The sequence below is a fragment of the Polyangium sp. y55x31 genome, from assembly GCF_029946505.1.
Classification (GTDB): domain Bacteria; phylum Myxococcota_A; class Polyangia; order Polyangiales; family Polyangiaceae; genus Polyangium.
In genome coordinates this window covers 354428-374783 of the sequence record NZ_JARZHG010000001.1, presented here as the reverse complement: position 1 = coordinate 374783, position 20356 = coordinate 354428, and the positions used below count along the sequence as shown (strand labels likewise).

General features: G+C 68.7%; 16 protein-coding genes. 6 read left to right on the top strand and 10 right to left on the bottom strand.

From position 1 onward, the window contains the following. Positions 1-188: 188 nt before the first annotated feature. The 6 genes from QHF84_RS01155 to QHF84_RS01130 all read right to left on the bottom strand — a co-directional run bounded on the left by QHF84_RS01155 (position 189) and on the right by QHF84_RS01130 (position 5400). A complete protein-coding gene (locus tag QHF84_RS01155) occupies positions 189-2015 on the bottom strand; it encodes a sigma 54-interacting transcriptional regulator (RefSeq protein ID WP_281311257.1) in 1827 nt (608 codons plus the stop codon). Positions 2016-2114: 99 nt separating this feature from the next. After that, on the bottom strand, positions 2115-2519 hold the full coding sequence (locus tag QHF84_RS01150) for a hypothetical protein (protein ID WP_281311256.1): 405 nt from the start codon (positions 2517-2519) through the stop codon (positions 2115-2117). Between the two features lie 15 nt (positions 2520-2534). Continuing rightward, entirely contained in the window at positions 2535-3527 is a 993-nt protein-coding gene (locus QHF84_RS01145; RefSeq protein WP_281311255.1) for a LysR family transcriptional regulator, read from the bottom strand. A 240-nt stretch (positions 3528-3767) separates the two neighbouring features. Further along, positions 3768-4412, bottom strand: a complete 645-nt coding sequence (locus QHF84_RS01140; RefSeq protein ID WP_281311254.1) for an SRPBCC family protein — start codon at positions 4410-4412, stop codon at positions 3768-3770. Then, complete coding sequence (locus QHF84_RS01135; protein ID WP_281311253.1) at positions 4409-4798, bottom strand: metalloregulator ArsR/SmtB family transcription factor; 390 nt, start codon at positions 4796-4798, stop codon at positions 4409-4411. The genes QHF84_RS01140 and QHF84_RS01135 overlap by 4 nt, the downstream gene beginning before the upstream one ends. A gap of 50 nt (positions 4799-4848) precedes the next feature. Beyond that, positions 4849-5400, bottom strand: coding sequence for a YkgJ family cysteine cluster protein (locus QHF84_RS01130; RefSeq protein ID WP_281311252.1), 552 nt, complete (start codon positions 5398-5400; stop codon positions 4849-4851). A 97-nt stretch (positions 5401-5497) separates the two neighbouring features. Between QHF84_RS01130 and QHF84_RS01125 the strand changes: the two genes are divergently transcribed. Both QHF84_RS01125 and QHF84_RS01120 read left to right on the top strand, forming a co-directional pair. Further along, positions 5498-7303 carry a S53 family serine peptidase gene (locus QHF84_RS01125; protein WP_281311251.1) on the top strand — a complete coding sequence of 602 codons (1806 nt, stop codon included), beginning with the start codon at positions 5498-5500 and terminating at the stop codon, positions 7301-7303. A 44-nt stretch (positions 7304-7347) separates the two neighbouring features. After that, positions 7348-7539 (top strand): hypothetical protein, encoded by a 192-nt coding sequence (locus QHF84_RS01120; protein ID WP_281311250.1) that lies wholly within the window; start codon positions 7348-7350, stop codon positions 7537-7539. 24 nt (positions 7540-7563) lie between these two features. On the opposite strand, the gene QHF84_RS01115 is transcribed toward QHF84_RS01120, so the two are convergent. Together QHF84_RS01115 and QHF84_RS01110 are read right to left on the bottom strand one after the other, a co-directional pair. Then, positions 7564-9663, bottom strand: coding sequence for a hypothetical protein (locus QHF84_RS01115; protein WP_281311249.1), 2100 nt, complete (start codon positions 9661-9663; stop codon positions 7564-7566). Positions 9664-9711: 48 nt separating this feature from the next. Beyond that, the gene (locus tag QHF84_RS01110) at positions 9712-10521 is read right to left on the bottom strand and encodes an alpha/beta hydrolase (protein ID WP_281311248.1); all 810 of its coding nucleotides are present in this window, start codon (positions 10519-10521) and stop codon (positions 9712-9714) included. A 139-nt stretch (positions 10522-10660) separates the two neighbouring features. Between QHF84_RS01110 and QHF84_RS01105 the strand changes: the two genes are divergently transcribed. The 4 genes from QHF84_RS01105 (at position 10661) to QHF84_RS01090 (ending at position 17606) form a co-directional block, all read left to right on the top strand. After that, complete coding sequence (locus QHF84_RS01105) at positions 10661-11179, top strand: hypothetical protein (RefSeq protein ID WP_281311247.1); 519 nt, start codon at positions 10661-10663, stop codon at positions 11177-11179. 412 nt (positions 11180-11591) lie between these two features. Next, the gene (secF, locus tag QHF84_RS01100; RefSeq protein ID WP_281311246.1) at positions 11592-12797 is read left to right on the top strand and encodes a protein translocase subunit SecF; all 1206 of its coding nucleotides are present in this window, start codon (positions 11592-11594) and stop codon (positions 12795-12797) included. A gap of 15 nt (positions 12798-12812) precedes the next feature. After that, the gene (locus tag QHF84_RS01095; RefSeq protein WP_281311245.1) at positions 12813-14852 is read left to right on the top strand and encodes a cation:proton antiporter; all 2040 of its coding nucleotides are present in this window, start codon (positions 12813-12815) and stop codon (positions 14850-14852) included. Between the two features lie 135 nt (positions 14853-14987). After that, positions 14988-17606, top strand: coding sequence for a PAS domain-containing protein (locus tag QHF84_RS01090; protein WP_281311244.1), 2619 nt, complete (start codon positions 14988-14990; stop codon positions 17604-17606). A gap of 375 nt (positions 17607-17981) precedes the next feature. Here QHF84_RS01090 and QHF84_RS01085 read toward each other — a convergent pair whose 3' ends face one another. After that, positions 17982-19196: an ammonium transporter gene (locus QHF84_RS01085; protein ID WP_281311243.1), complete on the bottom strand. Its 1215-nt coding sequence runs from the start codon at positions 19194-19196 to the stop codon at positions 17982-17984. A gap of 141 nt (positions 19197-19337) precedes the next feature. After that, positions 19338-20300: an MBL fold metallo-hydrolase gene (locus tag QHF84_RS01080; RefSeq protein WP_281311242.1), complete on the bottom strand. Its 963-nt coding sequence runs from the start codon at positions 20298-20300 to the stop codon at positions 19338-19340. Positions 20301-20356: the final 56 nt, after the last annotated feature.

The following is a 20356-nucleotide window of genomic DNA, read 5'->3' as shown; positions in this document are numbered from 1 at the left end:
GGGCGGGGTGGCTCGTCGTTCGCCGGCGAGCGATTGCGTGAACCGTGCCAGGAGTGAATCGAGCCAAAATCGAGGGTTTTTTTCGGGAGTCGCCCCGCCTGGCCCTTCGGATGATCGATCGGATCGTCGATCGGTCGATCGACCGATCGATCACCTGATCCATCCGTCCTCCGGCCCCCGCGATCCGCTCAGTCCTCGTCCTTGCCCGCGCCGCCCATCAGCCGATCCACGCGCCGCTTCATCATGATGCGCGTGATCCCGAGCAGCCGCGCCGCCTCGCTCACGTTGCCTTTCGCCCGTGACATCGCCTCTTCCACGAGCATTTTTTCCGTCGGTTCGAGCTCGGCGAATTGCTCGGCCAGGCTCTTGCCGCGCGGCTGCCCCGGCTTGGGCCGCGCCGCGCCGAGCCGTGGGGAGAGGTCGTGCGCGTCCACGAGCGGCCCGTCCGCGTTGATCACGGCGCGCTCGACCTCGTTGCGGAGCTCGCGCACGTTGCCCGGCCAATCGTGCCGGAGGAGCGCCGATTGCGCGGCCTCCGTGAAACCCTCGATTCGTTTGCCCATGGCGGACGCCGATCTGCGCATCAACGCCGCGGCGAGGAGCAGGACGTCGCTCTCCCGCTCGCGCAGCGGCGGCACCTCGATCTCCACGACCGCGAGCCGATAGTAGAGATCCTCGCGGAACCGCTTCTCCGCGATCTCCTTCATCAGCTCCTTGTGCGTCGCGCTCACCACGCGCACGTCGACCTTCTGCGTCCGCTCCGCGCCGAGCGGCTGGATCTCGCCCTCCTGCAGCGCGCGCAGGAGCTTGGCCTGCGCCGGCAGCGCCAGATCGCCGATCTCGTCGAGGAACAAGGTCCCCCCGTCCGCGAGCGCGAACTTGCCGCGTTTTTTCGCGACCGCGCCCGTGAACGCGCCTTTCTCGTAGCCGAAGAGCTCGCTCTCCAGCATCGTCTCCGGGATCGCGGCGCAGTTCAGGGTGACGAACGGCCGCGCCGCGCGCGCGCTCGCCTCGTGGAGGGCCCGCGCCACGAGCTCCTTGCCCGAGCCGCTCTCGCCCCGCACGAGCACGTTCGCGTGCCCCGCGGCCGCATATTTCGTGATTTGCGACCGGAGCCGCGCCATGGCAGCGCTCCGTCCGATGATCTCGTCCGTCACGCCGCCGCCCGTCAGCGCCTCCGCGATGGCCTCCGCCCGCTGATAACGCTCCGCGCTCTCCAGCGCCGCGCTGACGAGGTGCCCGAGGGCCGTGAGGTAATCGAGATCGTCCGGCCGGAAGCGCGCTGCCTCTTGCCGATCGTCCACGTAGAGCAGCCCCACCGGCCTCGCCGAGAGCCCGAGCGGCACGGCCATCGCCGATACGATTCGCTCGCGGTGCATGGTCTCGAGCCCCGCGTCCCGCAGCGCGTCGCGCACGATCACCGCCTCGCGCCGGCCGAGCGTCGCTTCGAGCACCGCGCGCGAGAGGACCACGTCCGGCGAGGAGCCACGTCGCGCCCGGCAAAAGCGCCGCACGATGCCGCGGGTCGCGTCGCCGAGCCCCACGAGCGCGCGTTCGCCGCCGAGCACGTCCACGATCGCCTCGAGCATCTCGCCGAGCATCACCTCGGTGTCGCCCATCGCCCCGATCGCGCGGCTCACGTCGAAGAGCAGCGACAGGCGCCGATCGGCCTCGGCCTTGCGCGGCGGCGGCCCGGCGGCCGTGACCTGGTGGTGCACGATCGTCCGTTCGTCCTCCTCGTGGAGCTCGAGCAGCACGTTGCCGATCTGGATCCGGTCCCCCTCGGCGAGGGCGTGCGCCGCGACGGGCTCGCCGTTCACCCGCGTGCCGTGCCGCGAGCCGAGATCGCGCACCTCGAAGCCTTTTTCGGTGCGCGTGAGCGTCGCGTGCTGGCGGGAGACCTGGTGGTCATCGAGGACGAGCTCGTTCTGCTCGTGCCGTCCGATGCGCAGGACGTCCGGGAGCGGCACGGAATAGGCCATCTGGCCCGGCTTGCGCACGACGAGGTGGGGCATGAAGGTCCTCGCGTGCATCGTAGAGCATCGTTCTTCGCGACTGAACGATGATCTCGTATGTGTCACAACGAGAGCTCGGCGCAGCGAGGTTCCTTGCGATCAGGCGGGCGGCTCGGGGACCGGATACGGCGCGGGCGGCTCGGGCACGGGGTATGCGGCCGGCGGCTCGGGGACGGGATACGGCGCGGGCGGCTCGGGCGTCGCGTAGGCCTCGGGCGCGGCCGGCACCGGATAGGTTTCCGGGGGAATGGGCGGCACGTACGGCGCGGCGGCGGCGGGCGGCGGGGGTGCTGCGGCGAGGGGGCGCGGCGCGAGCGGCGACGGCGGAAGGACGGGCGGCGGGGGAAGGTGCGGCGCCTCGGGGACGCGCGGGCCTTCGCCTGCGCCGGCGGGCGGATCGAGCTTCGGCACCTCGACGTCGGGAATGGCCGGCATGGGCGGCACTTCGACTTCGGGGATCGCGGGGAGGTTCGCCTTCGTCTCCTGCGTGCTTGCGTCGCTCATGACGTTTTTACTCTGTCACGAGGCGCGCTCGGGGGCGAGCGGGGCTTTCCGGCTTTTGGCCTTTTCATCACCCCGGGATCCTCGCGCATGGGCGAGCGGCCGCGCGGCCCGCACGAGCGCGTCGCGCAGCCAGCGCGCCCCGGGATCCTCGTGCGTCCTTTCGTGCCACACCATCGTCATCGTGACGGGCGCGAGATCGAGCTCGGGGGGCAGCTCGAACGTCGCGAGGGGCAGGAGCGTGGTGAACGTCGCGGCCACGTGGGCGAGCATCGTCGTCACGTGATTGGAGGTCGAAAGGATGTGGGGCACGACCAGAAAATGCGGGACGGTGAGGGCCACGCGCCGCACGAGCCCCTGTTTCGCGAGGGCGCCGTCCACGAGCCCGCCCGGTTTTCCGCGTGGAGACACGAGCACGTGCGAGAGCTCTGCGTACGTCGCGAGATCGAGCTTTCCGCGCGCAATCGGGTGGCCTTCGCGCGCCACGCCGACGAACGTGTCCTGAAAGAGGGGCACGCGGCGCACGTCGAGCGGCATCGATTCGTGCTCGAAGCGCCCCACGGCCACGTCGATTTCGCCCTCGCAGAGCGACTCGGCGGCCGGAGGAACGCCGATGGGCAGGATGTGCAGGGTGAGGTTCGGCGCCTCGCGGGAGAGGATCTCTTCGAGCGCGGGCAAAAGGACGAGCTGCACGTAATCCGTGGCGCCGAGCTTGAGGGTGCGGCGGCTCGTCATCGGATCGAACGAGGGCAAGGGCGCGAGCAGCGCTTCGAGCTCCTCCACGACGGCGCGGGCGCGCGGCACGAGGGCCTCGGCGCGGGGCGTGAGCGTCATGGCGCGCCCCACGCGCACGAGCAGCGGATCGCCGAGCGTCTCGCGCAGCCGGGCGAGCGCGTGGCTCATCGCCGGCTGGCTCAGCCCGATGCGCTTGGCGGCCTCCGTGACGCTGCGCTCCTGGAGAAGGGCGTCCAGGGCGACGACGAGGTTCACGTCGATGCCTGCAAGATTCATCGCCCCGAACAGGGCTACACGATCCTCGCGGAGGAGCCAATCCCATACCGCTTATGGAAGTACATCCATAAGGGGCGACCGTTCTCGCCGCGACGTCGACATGCTCGGGCTCCTGAGCGCCGACGATCCGCCCGTGCCGCCCGCTCCCTTGAAGAGGCGGGCTCGCCGACGGTCGCGCAGAAACATGGAGGCCTCGGAGCAAGGCGCTCTCGCGTGGGCTGCGCTACGCCGACGCCGCGTTCAGGTCGCCGGGGGCGGGTCTGGCGCGTAAAACTTGGTCGTGTTCTCGACGCACTTCTGGGCGTCGGCGGCGGATGCGCCGGCGGCTTGGTTCGCGGCGCCCCAGTCGACGCTGCTCCCGATGATGAATTGCCTTGCCTCCGGGGTTTGTCCCCAGGCGTCCTTGTCTTCGATGTAGATGCCGCGGAGGTCCAAGGCCAAACCGAGGAGCGTGAGATCCCAGCCGACGCCGACGGCCCCGGGCCCGTAGTCGGACCACATCTCGGGGGGGACGATGGCCGCGTGCTCGAGATCGAGAATCGTCTGCTCGTCCTCGCCGACCGAAAGCCGCACCTCGACCTTGCTGTTCTCGTCGTCCTTCGGGCCCATCGTCCACGTCACTTCGAGCACACGGGGCGGCTCACAGCGCAGAATCTTGCCGCCGGCATTGCCTTTGAGCTGGTAATGCCCGCCGGGGCGCAGATCACCCTCGACCGGGAGAAACCAGCGGCGGATGCGGTCGGGGTTCGTGATCGCCTCCCAGACGTCCTCGATCGCCGCGTCGTAGCTCCGTCGTAGCTTCACCGTGCGGCCTTCTCCTCCGGGCATGGTCTTGAGGCCGGTCTCCCGGTGGACGGCGTTGAGCTCTTTCACGATGTCGATCATGGTTTGTCCTTCTCCCTCGTGGTCGTGTCGTCGTTCGTGGACGCGCGCGCTTCGGCCTTCAAGCGACGTTCTCGTTTGCCTCGCGCGAGCTCCGTGGCCAGCGCGTCGAGGCGCTGCTCCCAGAATCGGCGGAAGCGATCGAGCCACAGGTCGACCTCCTGCAAAGGCCGGACGTCGACGGCATACAAGCGGCGAGTCCCCTCCGCCCGGACCGTGGCAAACCCGCTATCCCGCAGCACTTTGAGGTGCAACGATACCGCCGGCTGCGAAATCCCGAACTCCCTCTGGATGACCTCGGTGATCGCCCCAGAGCTTTGCTCACCGTCGGCGAGCAGCTCGAGGATCCGGCGGCGGACCGGATCCCCGAGGACATCGAACGCTTCCACGACGGATGAGTATCATCGTCTGCTTATATTAGTCAAGACTGAAGTGCTTGTCAGGACGAGCACAGCGTCGTCATCTCGATCCGCTGCCCGCGCGGCAGCCCGGCCGCGTCCGCATACGCCGCGTCGAGCGCCGCGAGCACCGTGGAGAGCGTCGCTTGATCGAGCACGGTCGAGGGATCGAGCGACGCGAGATCCTGCCCGACGAAGTTTTTCGGGCACGCATCGACGACCGGGAGCGACCGCCCGCCCTTTCGCTCGGTAAAACGAATCGGCAAGCCGTGCGTCCGGCAGATCGTGGGCCGCGCCTCGTACACGGCGCAGCGGCCGTCCTCGCCGAGGGCGGGACAAGCCGTCCCCGCGGCATCGGCCGCCCGCGCCGCGACCCGCTGCCGCTCCTCGGCCGGCAGCCGATCGAGCGCTTCCTGCACCGCCGCCGCCTCGATCGTCGTCACCGAGAATCGCCGCCGGCAGCAGTCGTCGCAGCCCGCCGCGCAGGTGATGGCCTCGCCGCTCCGGCTCACCGCCCGCGCGAAAAACGAGTCGAGCTTGAGGAAGAGCTCGTGCAAGCGCTCGCTGGGGGAGGGCGTTCGGGCCTCGGACATCCCGGCTCTCTAGCATCCGCCCGCGCCAAACACGAGCCGTCCCTCGGCGCACGAGCCCCGTTTGCCTCACACGAGCCCGCTCGGGTAGGCTCGCCGCATGTCCATGACGCCGCCGCCGGGCCCGAACGAGCCGATCGACATCACGGTGATCCTCCACGAGCGCTCGCGCGCGGAGCTCTTGGACTTCGTGAGCGAGTGCTCCGACCCGGCGAGCTCGCGTTACGGCCGCCACCTCTCGCGCGCCGAGCTCGCGGGCCTCGTGGCGCTCCACGACGTGCAGATCGAGGCCGTGCACACGTGGCTCCGGCGTGCCGGCCTCGAACCCCTCCGGTCCGGGCCCGTCGGCCGGCAGCTCATCGTCGTGCGCGCGCCCGAGGAGCCGATCCGCCGCGCCTTCGGTCGCCACCTCGCCGATTGGCTACGCGAGCCCGCCGGGCACCGCGCCCCGCGCGTCGACACGGCCGTCCCCCGCGATCTCGCCGGCTACATCCAGGCCGTCCACGGCTTGCGCAACGCCCCCGAGGCCCGCAGCTCCATGGTCTCCCGCGCCAGGCAAGAGGAAGTCCCGCTCGAGCTTCGCGAGGGATTTCCCTTTTCGGTCCGCAGCGAACCCGGAAAACCCCCGCCCGGCCTCGCCGGCGTCACGCCCGCGGACATCCGCCGCATTTATTCGTTCCCGAACCACCTCACGGGCGAGGGCGAGACCATTGCGCTCCTCATGCTCGGCGGATCCATCGACATCGGCGACCTGCATCTTTTCTGGCGCTCCCACGGCATCACGCCGCCCGCCGTGGAGATGATCGATCTCGGGCCCACGCGCGGCGGCCGGCTCGTCGATCCCCTTCATCGGCTCGAAGCCACGATGACCGTCGCCTGGGCCGGCGCCATGGCGCCCGGGGCGCGCCTCGTCGTGTATTTCGTCGACCCCGAGGTCGTGGCCGATCCCTGGTCGATGTTCCTGCTCGCGGTCATCGGCGACGAGGAGCGCGACGTCACGGTCGCCTCGACGAGCTGGATCACGCCCGAGCGGCGGTATTATCGCATCTTCGGATCGAGCGTCGTGACGGGCCTGCTCGATCAAGCGGCGGCGCTCGGCATCACCGTCGTCAGCGCGGCGGGCGATTGGGGCGCGCTCGACGGCATTCCGCGCCGCATGGTCGACGGGTATGCCGTGAGCGATGCGCCCTGGCCCCACGGGGTTTTTCCCGCGGTCGAGGAGCGCGTGCTCGGCGTCGGCGGGACGATGATCACCTGCCTGGATCCGCTCACCGAGCTCGCCTGGAGCGGACCGCCGCCGGTCGCCGTCGCCAAGATGGTGCAATTCACGCAGCTCGCTTCGAGCGGCGGCTTCAGCGAGGACGTCCCCATTCCGGCCTGGCAGCGCGACAGCCTGCGCAAATGGTATGCGCGCGGCGCGAATACCCCCGCGGTCGTCCCGTATGGCCGCGGTTTTCCGGACGTCGCCTTGATGGCCTCGGGCCCCTCGGTGCAGCGCGGCGAGGTGCTCTCGGCGCTCGGTTATCAGGCGGTGATCGGCCGCAACTGGATCGATTACGCGGGCGGCACGAGCATGGCCGCGCCGATCTGGGCCGCGATCATCGCGCTCGCGAACGAGGGCCGGCGCCGGGCGGGCAAGGGCCGGGTCGGATTCGCGAACCCCGCTCTGTATTCGCTCCGCAAGGCCGAGCCCCCGGCGTTCCGGGACATCACGATCGGACAAACCGACGTCTGCGTGCGCGTGGCGAACAGCGTGGGCAAGGCCGTCGTGCAGCGGGTCGACGGCTACAGCGCGTGCTCCGACTGGGATCCGGTGACGGGCCTCGGCGTGCCGCACGTGACGAACCTCGTCGAGCACCTCGTCGCGCTGGGTAAGCCTCACGAGGGGGCGGGGAAGGGCCACTAGCGGCGGGGCTACCTATCCAGCCTGCCCCGTGTCATGATCCGGACATGAGCAAGTCCCGGAAAGAGGTCCTCGAGGAGTCCAAGAAGAACGCCGTCAAGGCGGGGGTCGTGACGGCTGGCACGGTGGCTCTGGCCGTGGCGGGCATGCCCGTCCTCGCGACCGTCGCCGCGGTCCCGGCGGCCGTGCTCGGCTGGAAGTGGTGGAAGCACCGGGCGGAGAACGGGATCCGGTTCTGAGCGACGCGACCGCGCGACGTCTCCTCAGCGCTTCTTGGGGAGCCGCGCCGTGCTCGTATCGATACGCTCCACGTCCTTCGCGCCGCCGGGCGCGTACCGATGCAGGTCGGTCGCCACGACCGGCGAATCTCCGACGTAAGCCCAGAGCGCCACGCCATCGGACACGATGGTGAACCGTGCGCTCCCGAATTCGAGCCGAAAGGGCGCCCATTCCTCGCCGCGCAGGGCGAAGTTCTCCTCGCCGCGCGCGATGATCGTGCCGTCGGGCGCGCGGAGCAGGTCCCACGTGCGCTTCGGCAGGTAGGCCGCGATTCGACGGAACGCCCCATTCTCGAAGAGCGACACACCGGCCGCGCCCTTCCAGACGATCCCGAGCTGCGTGTGCATCAGCTCGTCCGAAGGCTCGATGGGGATCATCTGTGATTTGTCCTGGTAAAGGACCTGAATCTTGGGTTTGCCGTCGCAGGACGTCCCGATGAAGAAGCGCGCCCCCTCGTGCTTCGGCCAGCCGTAGAGATCACGCATCGGCGCGAGCTTCGAGGCCGGCGGGGGCGAGGTTTCGCACGAGGGCGGCATGTGCGGGCCCGTCGGCTCCTCCCACTCGCTGTCGTACCCCGGGAGCCGCTTTCCCCCGGCGATCGGCTCGTAATAATGCGCCTCGCCTCGCGCGTTGGGGTCTCGCACCACGAGATAAAGGTTTCCGTTTTTCTCGGCCACACGCTCGGCGAGGAGGTGGCCTTCGATCTTGTGCTTCTTGATGGGATGGAACTTCGTCCCGCGCAATTCGAGAACGTGAATCCAGTAGGGAGAGGGGGCGTCCTCGTCCCTGCCTTTTTGGGGGCTCTCCTCCACGAGGAGGACAAACACCTTCCCGCCGGCGAAGGCGAGCGTCGTCGGCTCCGCGAATTCCCCCGCCAGGACGAACGGCCGCTCGGACGCGGCGAGCTTGGGCTCGGGTGGCGCAGGCGACGGCGTGGGTGCGACGTCTTTCGGCGCCGCATTCACGACCGGGTCCACGGGCGGCTCGGGATCCTCGTACAGCTTGCGCCGGGCAATCCGCGGGGGTTTGGCGTCGAGCTCGAGCCAGTACACGTACGAGCCCGCCACCGCCACCCAGTCCGGCTTTTCGCGCTCCGTCGCAAGGGCGTACGGCAAACAGGATCCATCCTTCGGGACCCGAAAGATCGTGCCGCGAAGGGGCGACGCCCAGTACACGAATTGCGCGTCGGTGACGAGCGGCCCTGCGGGGAGCGTACCGCCGCTCGGGTGCTCGGGGACCGCGGGGCCGAGGAGCCGCGGGTCCTTGCCGTCCTTCGCGAGCCGCGCCATTTTCATGCCGCCGAGGTTCGGGTGCCCGTGCAATGCAAAAATGTCGCCCCCGTCGACCGTGAAGCGGTGCCCGTCGTACCCGCCGAAGGTGTTGCCGATCTTTCCGTCCGACACCTCCACGGCATCACCGCCGCCGAGCGGCATGCGGTGAAGCCTGTCGTAACCGCCCTGGAAATAAACGAATTCTCCGTCCGTCGCGACGCCGCGCCCTCCGCCGAACGGCCGCAGGAGTGTTTTTCCGGGCCCTCCTTTTCGGGGCGCCACGTAGAGCCCGTCCGAAATGCCGGTGACCGTCGGGACCGACTCTTCCCGCGTGAACACGACCCGATCGGGCGTCAGGGCAAACCCTGTGATGCACCCTTCCGGCGCCGCCGACGTGACCGCCCCGCCGTTTTGCCCGACGAACCCGACGAGCCCCGCGCAGCCCTGATCGTACCGCTCCGCCGCCCGGAACCACACCTCGCCCTTCGATAAAACGAGCCCCCGGACCACCGCGGTTTTCGTGACCTCCGTGACGAGCGTCTTGCGATCCCCGCCGTTCAGCGAGGCGCGCACGATGGCGCGCCCGTCGGACCAGACGAGGTGCGCGCCGTCGGTCGTGAACACCGCGGCGCCCTCGGCCGTGGTGAGCTCCTCGATGGGCGTCGTCGGCAGAGCACACGTATCCGCGACCGGCTTCGGCGGCCTCGGCGGCTTTCGCTCGGGCGCCGGGGTCTGCGTCGTCGCCACGGCAGCCTGCGCCGGCGGGGCGCTCGGCGGCGGGACTTCGGCTCCGCCGCACGAAACGATCGACACAGAGGCGAAGAGGAAAGCCGTGGTCCCGAGCGCTCGCATTCCTTTTCGCTACGTGGGCGGCCCCGCACCGTCAAGCGCATTCGGCGCGATCCGCCCGACGAAGGTCCGCACCGCGTCGAGGACCGCCTGCGGCTGATCCTTTTGGGGGGAATGGCGACAGGCTTCGAGCTCGACGAGCGTCACGTCGTTTGCCTGCGCGGCGATTCGGTGGATCTGGTCCATCGTGCCGTATTCGTCGTCCACGCCCTGGATTGCCAGGATCGGGCAGCGAATGCGCGGCAGGTATTCCTCGATGTTCCAGGCGCGGAAATCCGGGTGCAGCCAGATGTCGTTCCAGCCCCAGAAGGCTCGGTCCACGTCCGCGTGATACTTGCCGAGCCGCGCCGGCAAATCCGTGGTCGTATAAGCGACCTTGGCCTTCTCGATGCTCCGGATCGAGATGTCCTCCACGAGCACGTGCGGCGCCATCACGACGAGGCCCGCGAGTGGTGTCTCGGTGCCGCCGGCGCAGAGCAGCGCGATCGATCCGCCGTCCGAATGCCCGATCAGGATCGGCCGCTCGATTCCGAGCGTCTCGAGCAGCGCGGGCAAGACGAAAAACCCCTCGTCGTGCATGTAGCTCGGCAGGCGCGGCAGCCTCGCTGGATCGGATCCACCATACCCGGCGCGCGAGTACACCACGGCCTCGCATCCGGTGGCATCGGCCACCTTTTGCGGAAAGTCCCGCCACATCGCGACCGAGCCAATCCCTTCGTGCAGGAACACGAGGGAAGGCGCCCCCGCGCGTGGCGCGGCCGAGGGAAGGTGAAGGTATTCGAGGCGCGCGCCGTGGATCGGTGCGGTTTTCGACGCAGACATCCGAGGCCGTGAGGATATCCGAGGTCTCCCGGTTGTCGAGGGGCGCGTGTGCATCGTTGCAGGTCAAATCGTGCCCTCGTGATCTTTGGGCTTGAGTTTCTGGACGATCCGAGGGAGAAGAATCGTCCCGCGACCTTCCATGAAGCGCCCCTCGATGGCATACGACCCGACAGGGCGCCGTGATCGGAGCCCGCCCGAAGGTCGCGCGCTTCCGCGCGGCGTCGTCGCGGGTCTGCTCGTCCTCGTTTCGCTGGTGCTGAGCTCGCTCGGGCTCGCGCAGGCGCGCCCGGGCGGGGCAGGAGCGCCTTCCGCGCTGCGGACCATGGGCGCGGTCGTCGAGGTCCTGCAGCAGGTCGCGACGCCCGTCCCCGCGCAGACCCGGGTTCGTCCCGTGCCCGAGGGCCCGGGTGATCAAGCGGATCGTCCTTCCCGACCCTCGTCGCCCTCGTGGGCGCGGCCGCGTGGCCCGATTCGATGGGATACGTCGCTGGATCCCGGCACGATCGGCTGGCCCGCGGGGGTCGCCCGCGACGCCGCCGCGCGTGAGCTCGCGGGTTCGCCGGCTTTGCGGCGAAAATCCTTGGAGCTCCCCGAGCGGGCGCTCCGCTCCTCCGATTACCTGGCCGTCAATCCAGCCCGCGGTCCTCCCCACGCCTGAAGGCCGGAGCAAAACGGCGAATTCGCGCGTCCTCGCGTCGCCGCCGCTCCGCCTTCTCGTTCATCGCCACGGAAACCAAGGCCCTGCGTGCCCTCCGAAATGCGGATCGGGCGGTGTTTGGCCTGGCTCCTTCGATGACGCACGCCCTCGGGACGCGTGTGCCCGGGCGTGTGCTGGCCTTCGTGTGCCCAAAAGGCTTGGGTTCGAGGAAGAGATGTCGACATTGGTTGCGGTCGTTATGCGCTCGGAGCTCTTGCTCCTCCTGTTTGCGTCGGTCCCCCTGTTTCTGGGTGTGGGGATCCGGCTCGTGGCCGACCGTCTCGGCCGCGCGGTTTTCGAGCATCGCGGGGCCGAGCCCCCGACGGGGGCATGAGCCATGGAGTTCATCAAACCCGGACGTCAGTTCGATTTCATGAGCAAGCGCCGATACTTCATCGGCGGAAGTGTCCTCTTGCTCCTCCTCTCCATCGTCACGTACTTCACCCCCGGCCTCCGGCTCGGCACGGACTTCCGAGGCGGCACCGAGATCGAGGTCGCGCTCATGCAGAGCGTCCCCACGACCGAGATCCGGGCCGCCGTGGAACGCGCGGGATTCGAATCACCCGAAGTGATCGAAGTCACGAGCCCCGGAACACCGAACCGGGTGATGATTCGTGTCCTCGAGGTCAACGCGCTCTCGGAGGAGCAAAAGCAAGCCTTGCGGCAGCACCTCTGCGTCGCGGAGGAGGGCGCGGCCCATGTGGATCCGCGTTGCGCGAACGCGCTCGTCCCCACGGAGATCCGCTTCAGCCCCGGCGGCGACAAGATCTCGCTCCGCTACGAGAGCGCCCCCGACCTCGCCGCGATCGAAAAGCAGATCGAAGGCATCGAGGGGATCACGCTGCAATCGCGCGAGCGAGGCGTGGTCCTGGCGAACGAGCGGGATCACAAGGTCGAGATCCACCTTCGATCGAAGGGTGATCTGCTCCTCGACGGCCTCCGCCAGGAGCTCGGCGCGGACAAGGTCCCCGCGCAGGCGCTCCGCGTCGAGTGGATCGGCCCGAAGGCGGGCGCGCAGCTCCGGGACGCGGCCATCAAGAGCGTCCTCATCGCGATCGTCTTCATCATGGCCTACATCGCGTTCCGCTTCGATCTGCGCTTCGCGCCGGGCGGCATCGTCGCGCTCGTCCACGACGTCGGCATCGCGCTCGGCGCCATGGCGGTCACGCAGCGCGAGATCACGATCTCGACGGTCGCCGCGATGCTCACGATCGTCGGCTACTCCATCAACGACACGGTGATCGTCTACGACCGCATCCGTGAGAATTTGCCGCGGCACCGCGGGCTCTCGTTTTCGGCGATCATCAACCTCTCCATTTCGGAGATGCTCGGCCGCACGATCATCACGTCGGGCGTGACGGCCCTCTCGATGCTCGCGTTCCTCTGGTGGGGCACGGGCATGATCAAGGACTTCGCTTTCGCGCTGCTCGTCGGCATCGGCGTCGGGACGTATTCGTCGATTTACATCGCCGCCCCGCTCACGGAGTGGATCGACAAGCGGTTCTTCGGTTCCAGCGCGGTCCAGCGTCGCGTGGTCTCGCGCGCGAAACTGCAGAAGCGTCCGGACGCGGTCGTATGAAAAGGAGACGGGCCCATGGAACAGATTCCCCTCCTCGATGAAATTGCCGTCATTGCAGCGCTCGGGGTGCTCGTCACGGTCATCCTCTCGCGGCTGCGTTTGCCGACCGTGGCGGGCTTGCTCTTCTCGGGCGCCCTCGTGGGGCCGTTCGGCTTCAAGCTCGTCCACTCGATCCACTCGATCGAGATCCTCGCCGAGGTGGGCGTCGTCCTCCTGCTCTTCACCATTGGCCTCGAGTTCTCGCTCGCGCGCCTGAAGAGCATCTTTCGGCAGGTCGCGCTCGGCGGCATTCTTCAGGTGGGTTTGACCACGGGCGTCGTGGCCGGCGTGGCCGCGGCGCTCGGGCAAACCCCGGGGCGGAGCGTCTTTTATGGGTTCGTCTTCGCGCTCTCCAGCACGGCGATCGTGCTCCGGGCCCTCGCGGAGCGGCGCGAGCTCGACGCGCCGCACGGGCGGTTCATCGTCGGCACGTTGATCTTCCAGGACCTCTGCGTCGTGCCGATGGTCCTCATCGTGCCGATGCTCGGGACGGCCGCGCCGGGAGGCGACATGGCCCGATCCATCGGCATTGCGCTCGGAAAAGCGGCGGCCCTCGTCATTGCGACCGTCCTCGTCGCGCGCCTCGTCGTCCCGCGCGCGCTCCGCTGGGTCGCCGCGGCGCGCAGCCGCGAGGTCTTTCTGCTTGCCGTCCTCGCCCTCTGCGTGGGCACGGCGTGGCTCACGGCGAAAGCGGGTCTCTCGCTCGCGCTCGGCGCCTTCCTCGGCGGCATGGTCGTCGCCGATACCGAATACGGGCACCGCGCCATGGGCGACATGTTGCCGCTGCGCGACGCGTTCGTGAGCGTCTTTTTCGTCTCGCTCGGCATGCTCTTCGACGCGCGGGTGGTGCTGGAGCAGCCGCTCCTCGTGTTGCTCCTGCTCGGGGGTTTCCTCGTGGCGAAGGGGTTTCTCGCGACGCTCGCGGCGTTCGCCATGCGTTTCCCGGCGCGCGTCGCGTGGCTCGCGGGCGTCGGGCTCGCGCAGTTCGGCGAGTTCGGCTTCGTGCTCGCGCGGCTCGGCGAGAGCGCGGGCGTCGTCGACGCGGGGGCGACGCGCCCGCTGCTCGCCGCCGGCATCACGAGCATGTTCCTCACGCCGGTCGTCGTGCGCGTCGCGCCGCATTTGACGGCCGGCGAGCGCCTGCTCTTGCCGCTCGAACGGCTCATCGGGGTGCGCAGCATCGACGAGGCCGACGGAGGCGACGAGCATTCCCTCGCGGGGCACGTGGTGATCGTGGGGTACGGCGTCGCGGGCAAGCTCGTCGCGCGCGCGCTCGCCGCGTGCGGGGCGAGGTACGTGGTGCTGGAGCTCAACGCGGAGACGGTGCGTATCGCGCGCGCGGCCGGCGAGCCGGTGTATTACGGCGACGCGACGAGCGAGGAGGCGCTCGGCCACGCGCACCTCGAAAAAGCCCGCGCGCTCCTGCTCCTCATGAACGATCCGCAAGCCGCCCAGCGCGTGGTGGACACGGCCAAACGTGTCGCGAAGGACGTGCCGATCCTGATGCGGGCGCGATACATCCTCGAAAAAGAGCCGCTGCTCGCCATGGGCGCGACCGACGTGGTCGCCGAGGAGGTCGAGGGCGGCGTGGAGATCCTCGCGCGGCTCTTGCGCTGGCTCGAGGTCCCTCGCAACGTCATCGACGAGCGAATCGACGAGGTGCGGGCCTCGACGCAGACGACCGAGCGGGCCAAGACGATTCCGCGGCGTGCGCTCGGCGAGCACGCGGATCTGGCCGAGCTGAAGATCGAGAGCGCGCTCGTGACCGAGGCGAGCGCGGCCGTCGGGCGATCCGCGGCCGCGCTCGGGGTCCGAAGGCAAACGGGCGCGCTCATCGTGGCCGTGCGGCGCGGGGGAAAGCTCCTCGAACAGACGGACCCGAACGAGCCTTTCGTGGTCGGCGACGTCGTGTATCTCGCCGGGGCGGTCTTCTCGGTCAAGAAAGCGCTCGAAATGCTGACGGGCCCGCCCTCGCCCGCGGCGCAGCCGGCGGCCGGAGGCGAGCTCTCGCCCTGAACGCTCGATACGAGCCCTCGGCGCACGGGGGACTTCCCAATCGGACTACTCGCCGGATGGTTTACCTGGTAAGTATTGGGGCTCCCGCGGGCTTCGTGCGGGCGTGCCCGAGGGGCCTCGCGGGACGGGGGGGCCTTGCCAAGAACCATCGAACACCTGTCTTCCCTGGGGGTCGCGCTCGCGCCCATCGCCGATGGGGTGCTGGTGGTCGATACCGATCTCCGCGTCGGGTTCGCGAGCGGCCTCATACGAGCGCTCACGCAGCGCCCGCTCGTGATCCGTGAGGACATTCGGCAGGTGGTCGAACAAACGACCGTGCGCCGCCCGGACGGTCGAACCATGGCCTGGGAGGAGACCCCCCTCGCGCGGGCGCTCGGCGGCGTTTCGGTGGTCGACGAGGTGCTCTCGTTTGATGTCCCGGGCGCTCGGGAGCGCCTGATCGCCGTGACGGCGAGCCCCATTCGGGACGAAGCCGGCGAGCTCGCCGGCGCTTACGTGCTCCTCCGCGACGTCACGCGCCGCCTGCGCGCCGAGGAGGCGCTGCGCGAGAGCGAATCACGGTTCCGCCACGTCGTCGACGCGCTCCCGGACGTCGTATTTTATCAGGACCTCGAGCTCCGTTATACCGAGGTCTACAATCCTTATCCGCCCATCCGTCGGGAGGACGTGATCGGCCGGACCGATTTCGACGTATTTCCGCCGGACTCGGCCGAGGAGCTCACGGCGGTCAAGAAGGCGGTCCTCGCGACGGGGAAGGGCGCGCGGATCGAATCCTGGCTCCTGCTCGGCGACGAGCGCCGCTGCTTCGACACGTTCTTCGAGCCGCATCGCGACGCCGACGGGCGGATCATCGGGGTCGCGGCGTTTGCCCGGGAGGTCACGCAGCGCAAGAAGGTCGAGGAAGAGCTCTTCCGGAAGACGAAGGAGCTCGAGGCGGTCTTTTCAGCGTTGCCCGATCTTTATTTCCGGTTCGATTCCACGGGCACCTACCTCGATTGCAGGGCGGGACGCATGGCCGATCTCTACGTGCCTCCCGACGAGGTCCTCGGCAAGCGGGTCGGAGAGGTGCTGCCGCCCGAGATCGCCCGCCGTTGCGAGGCCGCGATTCACGAGGTACTTTCCACCCAGAGCCCCGCCACGCTGGAATACGATCTCACGCTGGCCGAGCGTACGTGCTCCTTCGAGGCGCGCTTGTTGCCCCTCGTCGAGGACCAGGTGATCGCGGTCGTCCGCAATGTCACGGCCGAGCGGCAAGCCGCCTCGGAGCGCGAGCGGCTGCTCGAGCGTATCGAAACCGAGCGCGGGCTCCTCGAAGCGGTGCTGCGCCAGATGCCCTCCGGCGTGAACATCGTCGACGCGAAGGGCAGGTTTCTCCTCACCAATGAAAAGAGCACGCACATCGCCGGCTTCCCGCAGGAGGCCTCGACCCTCGCCGAATGCGAAGGCGCCGCTTTTTTCCACGAGGGGAAGTTATGTCACGTGGAGGAGTTTCCGCTCATGCGCGCGCTCCGGGGAGAAACCCTGCAAGACGAAGAATACGTCTTCGTCCGCCCGAGCGGCGACAAGATCGAGCTCAGCATGAGCGTGGCGCCGGTCCTGGATCGCGAAGGGCGCATCGCCGCGGCCGTGGGCGTGTTCTCCGACATCACCGAGCGAAAGCGAATGGAGCACGCACTCGCGACCGCGCGCGCGGAGGCCGAGCGCAAGGCGGCGGAGCTCCGCGCGCTGCTCCGGAGCATGGCCGAATCCGTGCTCGTCATCGACGGCGATGGCAACGTGATCCTGCAGAACCAGGCGAGCCGTGGAATCAGCGGCCACATCCGGACCCACGTCCGCGAGGTGCTGCGCCACATGCGCCTGCTCTCGCTCGGCGGAGCGCCCTTGCGCTGGGAAGAATACCCTTCCCAGAGGCTGCTCCGAGGCGAGGTCATCACGGACATCGAATACCTCGTCGAATGCCATGACGGTTCCCGCCATCACTTCCTCGTGAGCACGAGCGCGGTCCAGGACGGCGAAGGCACGATTGCCCTGGGTGTCGTGGTCGGGCGCGACATCACCGAGCTCCGGCGGCTGGAGAAGGCGAAGGAGGACGTGCTGCACGCCATTTCGCACGACCTGCGCCAGCCCATCACAGTGATGATGTCGGCCGCGCAAATGCTGCGGCGCACGCTCTCCCGCGCCAAAATGGATCACGAGGTGGGCATCGTCGACCGCGTCGTCAGCAGCGCCAAGCGAATGGCCTCGATGATCGACGACCTCGTCGACTCGGCGCGGCTCGATTCGGGCCAGCTCCTCCTGCATACCGAGCCCTGCGATTTCCTGGCCCTGATCCAGGACATCGTCTCGCGCGCATGGACCACGCAGGACCAGGCGCGCCTGCAGATCGAGCGCCCACCCGAGGCGCTGCCGCCCGTGCTCCTCGACGCGGCGCGCTTCGAGCGGATCTTCGTCAACCTCGTCGGCAACGCGCTCAAATACTCACCAGCCGAGGAGCACGTGACGATCGACATCAAGGCGCACGACACGGAGCTCGTCGTGGCCGTGCGCGATCACGGTTACGGCGTGCCGCCCGAGGAGCTCCCCCATCTCTTCGAACGGTACTACCGCGCGAGGACAGGCAAAAAAATCGAGGGCCTCGGGCTCGGGCTCTTCATCGCCCGCCAGCTCGTCGAGGCGCACGGGGGACGCATCTGGGTCGAGAGCGAAATGGGGAGGGGCAGCACATTCGCATTCACGTTGCCCCTCTCGCGCTGAGCGTGGGTCTCATCGGGGAGGCGCCGCGCCGGGGCGCTGCCCCGGGCCCCGCGGGGGCTGTTCGCCCCTCGACCCGAACCAGCGCAGGCGCTGGACCATTTGGGGAAGAACTGCGCAATGCGCAGTTCTTCCCACAGGCCGGTGGCAAGACCGTGAAGGTCGTCGCACGCAGCGGCATGTTGTCGGTTGAAACGTCAGCGCTGCCGTCTTGGTTGGCAGGGTCGTCGTTGGTCTTGCACCGGCTGTTCGATGAACTGCGCATTGCGCAGTTCATCGACCCCGAGTCCAGCGCTTGCGCTGGTCCGGGTCCAGGGGCGGACAGCCCCGGTGGGGTCTGGGGCAAAGCCCCAGCGAAACGCCTCAACGGCGAGCCAGTCAGGACGCGTAGCCCGTCTCGCCGTGCTCGGTCGCGTCGAGGCCCTCGCGCTCCTCGTCTGCGGCGACGCGCAGGCCGATGACCTTGTCGATGGCCTTGAGCAGGAGCCATGTGACGATGGCCGCATAAAGGCCGACGACCACGATGCCGGCGAACTGCGGCCAGAGCTGCGCGACGTTGCCTGCGATCACGCCGTCTCGGCCGGATTCGTTCAAGGCCTTCTGCGCGAAGACGCCTGTCAGGAGCGCGCCGATTGCGCCTCCCACGCCGTGCACGCCGAAGGCGTCGAGGGCGTCGTCGTAGCCGAGCCGCTCTTTTCCTACGACCGCGAAATAACACGCTGCGCCTGCGGCTGCGCCGATGATCGCTGCGGCGGCGGGCGAGACGAATCCGGCTGCGGGCGTGATTCCGACGAGCCCTGCGACGAGGCCCGAGGCGACGCCGAGTGCCGTGGGTTTGCCGCGTTGCCACCATTCTACTGCGAGCCATCCGAGCGCGCCCGCGGCTGCGCCGACGTGCGTCGTGACGAGCGAGAGTGCGGCGAGCGCGCCGGATCCGAGGGCGCTGCCGGCATTGAAGCCGAACCAGCCGAACCAGAGGATGCCTGCGCCCGTCAGGGTCATCGTGAGGTTGTGCGGCTGGTGGCGCTCGTGTGGATAGCCGACGCGTTTGCCGAGGACGACCGCGCAGACGAGCGCCGAGGCGCCGGCCGAGAGGTGCACGACTGTGCCGCCTGCGAAATCGAGTGCGCCCATCTTGAAGAGCCAGCCGCTCTCGCTCCAGACCCAGTGCGCGACGGGATCGTAGACGAGCGTCGACCAGAGGAGGACGAACACGGCGTATGCTGGAAAGCGCATTCGCTCGGCGAAGGCGCCTGCGACGAGGGCCGGGGTGATCACCGCGAACATCATCTGGAATGCGCAGAACGCGAGGTGTGGCACGGTCCCGCGCGCTTCGGTCGCGAGGGGGGCGAGCCCGGCGTATCCGAGGCCGCCCACGAGCCCGCCGATGGACGGCCCGAACGCGAGTGAGTAGCCGAAGAGGACCCACTGCAGCGTCACGATCGGCAGTGCGGCGAAGGCGTGCATCAACGTGGACAGCACGTTCTTGCGCCGCACCATCCCGCCGTAGAAGAGGGCGAGGCCCGGCGTCATGAAAAGCACGAGGGCCGTGGAGACGAGGAGCCAGGCGGTGTCGCCCGTATCGACCTTCATGCTCGATCGATACACCCACGCATGTTTCGCGAATGTTTCCGCGGTGCGTCATGATGCGCGCTCTCCGGCTGGGACGGAGAGACGTCGCCCAGCACATGTACGTCCTTGTAGGACTGCCCTGCCGCCGCGTTTCCCGGACGGCTATTTCGCGGCCGCCTTTGCCGCCTGCTTCCGCCAGACCTCTTCGAGGCCGACGTCCAGGAAAACGTCGTAATCGAGCCCCGGATACGCCTTCATCATGCGGTCCTTGATCCGATCGATCGCCCCCGCCGGCGGCGGCATCGTGGGTTTTTCCTTGGCCACTTCTTCGAGCAGCCGGCGCAGATATCCCGTCTCCCATTCGAGCAGATCCGCCCCGCCCGTCTTGCCCCGGCCCGGGTGCACGAACTTCGGCTTCATCGCCGCGATCTCCCCGAGCCGCTCGATCCACGCCTCCACCTCGCCGAGCTCGACCCAGGCGTGGGTGCCTTGTCCCACGAGATCCCCGACGAATACGTGCCCGTCGTATTCGACGACCACGTGCGCCTCGGAGCAACCTGCGCCGAGGACGTGCGCCTTCACCGTCACCCCGCCGGCCGAGAGCTCCTGCGCGGCGTCGCCGAAGCTCTCCGGCTTCGGCTGCTCCGTCGGGTAATCGGGCGCGTACCGCTCGGCGAACGAACGCGTGCGGATCTCGTGGACGTGCGGGATCTTCGCGAGCACCTGCGCCGACGTCACGACCCGGATGCCACGTTTCTGGAAGACGGACGTGCCATTGAATTTGTCCGGATTGGGGTGCAGGACGATCGCGAGCTCCACCTTCTTGCCCGTGAGGGCCTCGGCCCGCTCGACGAGCTCCGCCGCGGCGGAGGGCAAAAACTGGGTATCGATGACGATGAGCCCCTTCGGGCCCTCGATCCAGAACGAGTTCGTCTCGAAACCCCACGGAACGGACGTGTAAACGCCGATGCGCGGATCGGCTTCGATGCGCGTGATCTTGCTGGTCGGTTTGGCCCGGCCCGACGCGGCCGTCTCCGACGTGGACGCGGCGCCGCCGCAAGCCGTCAGGGACGCGCCGAGGAAGAGCACGCAGAGGAGGTTCGAGACGGAACGGGAAAGACGCATGGGCGGAGGGTATCCGATATCGCGGGACGCCGTGCAAGACGGAACGTGTTTCGTGG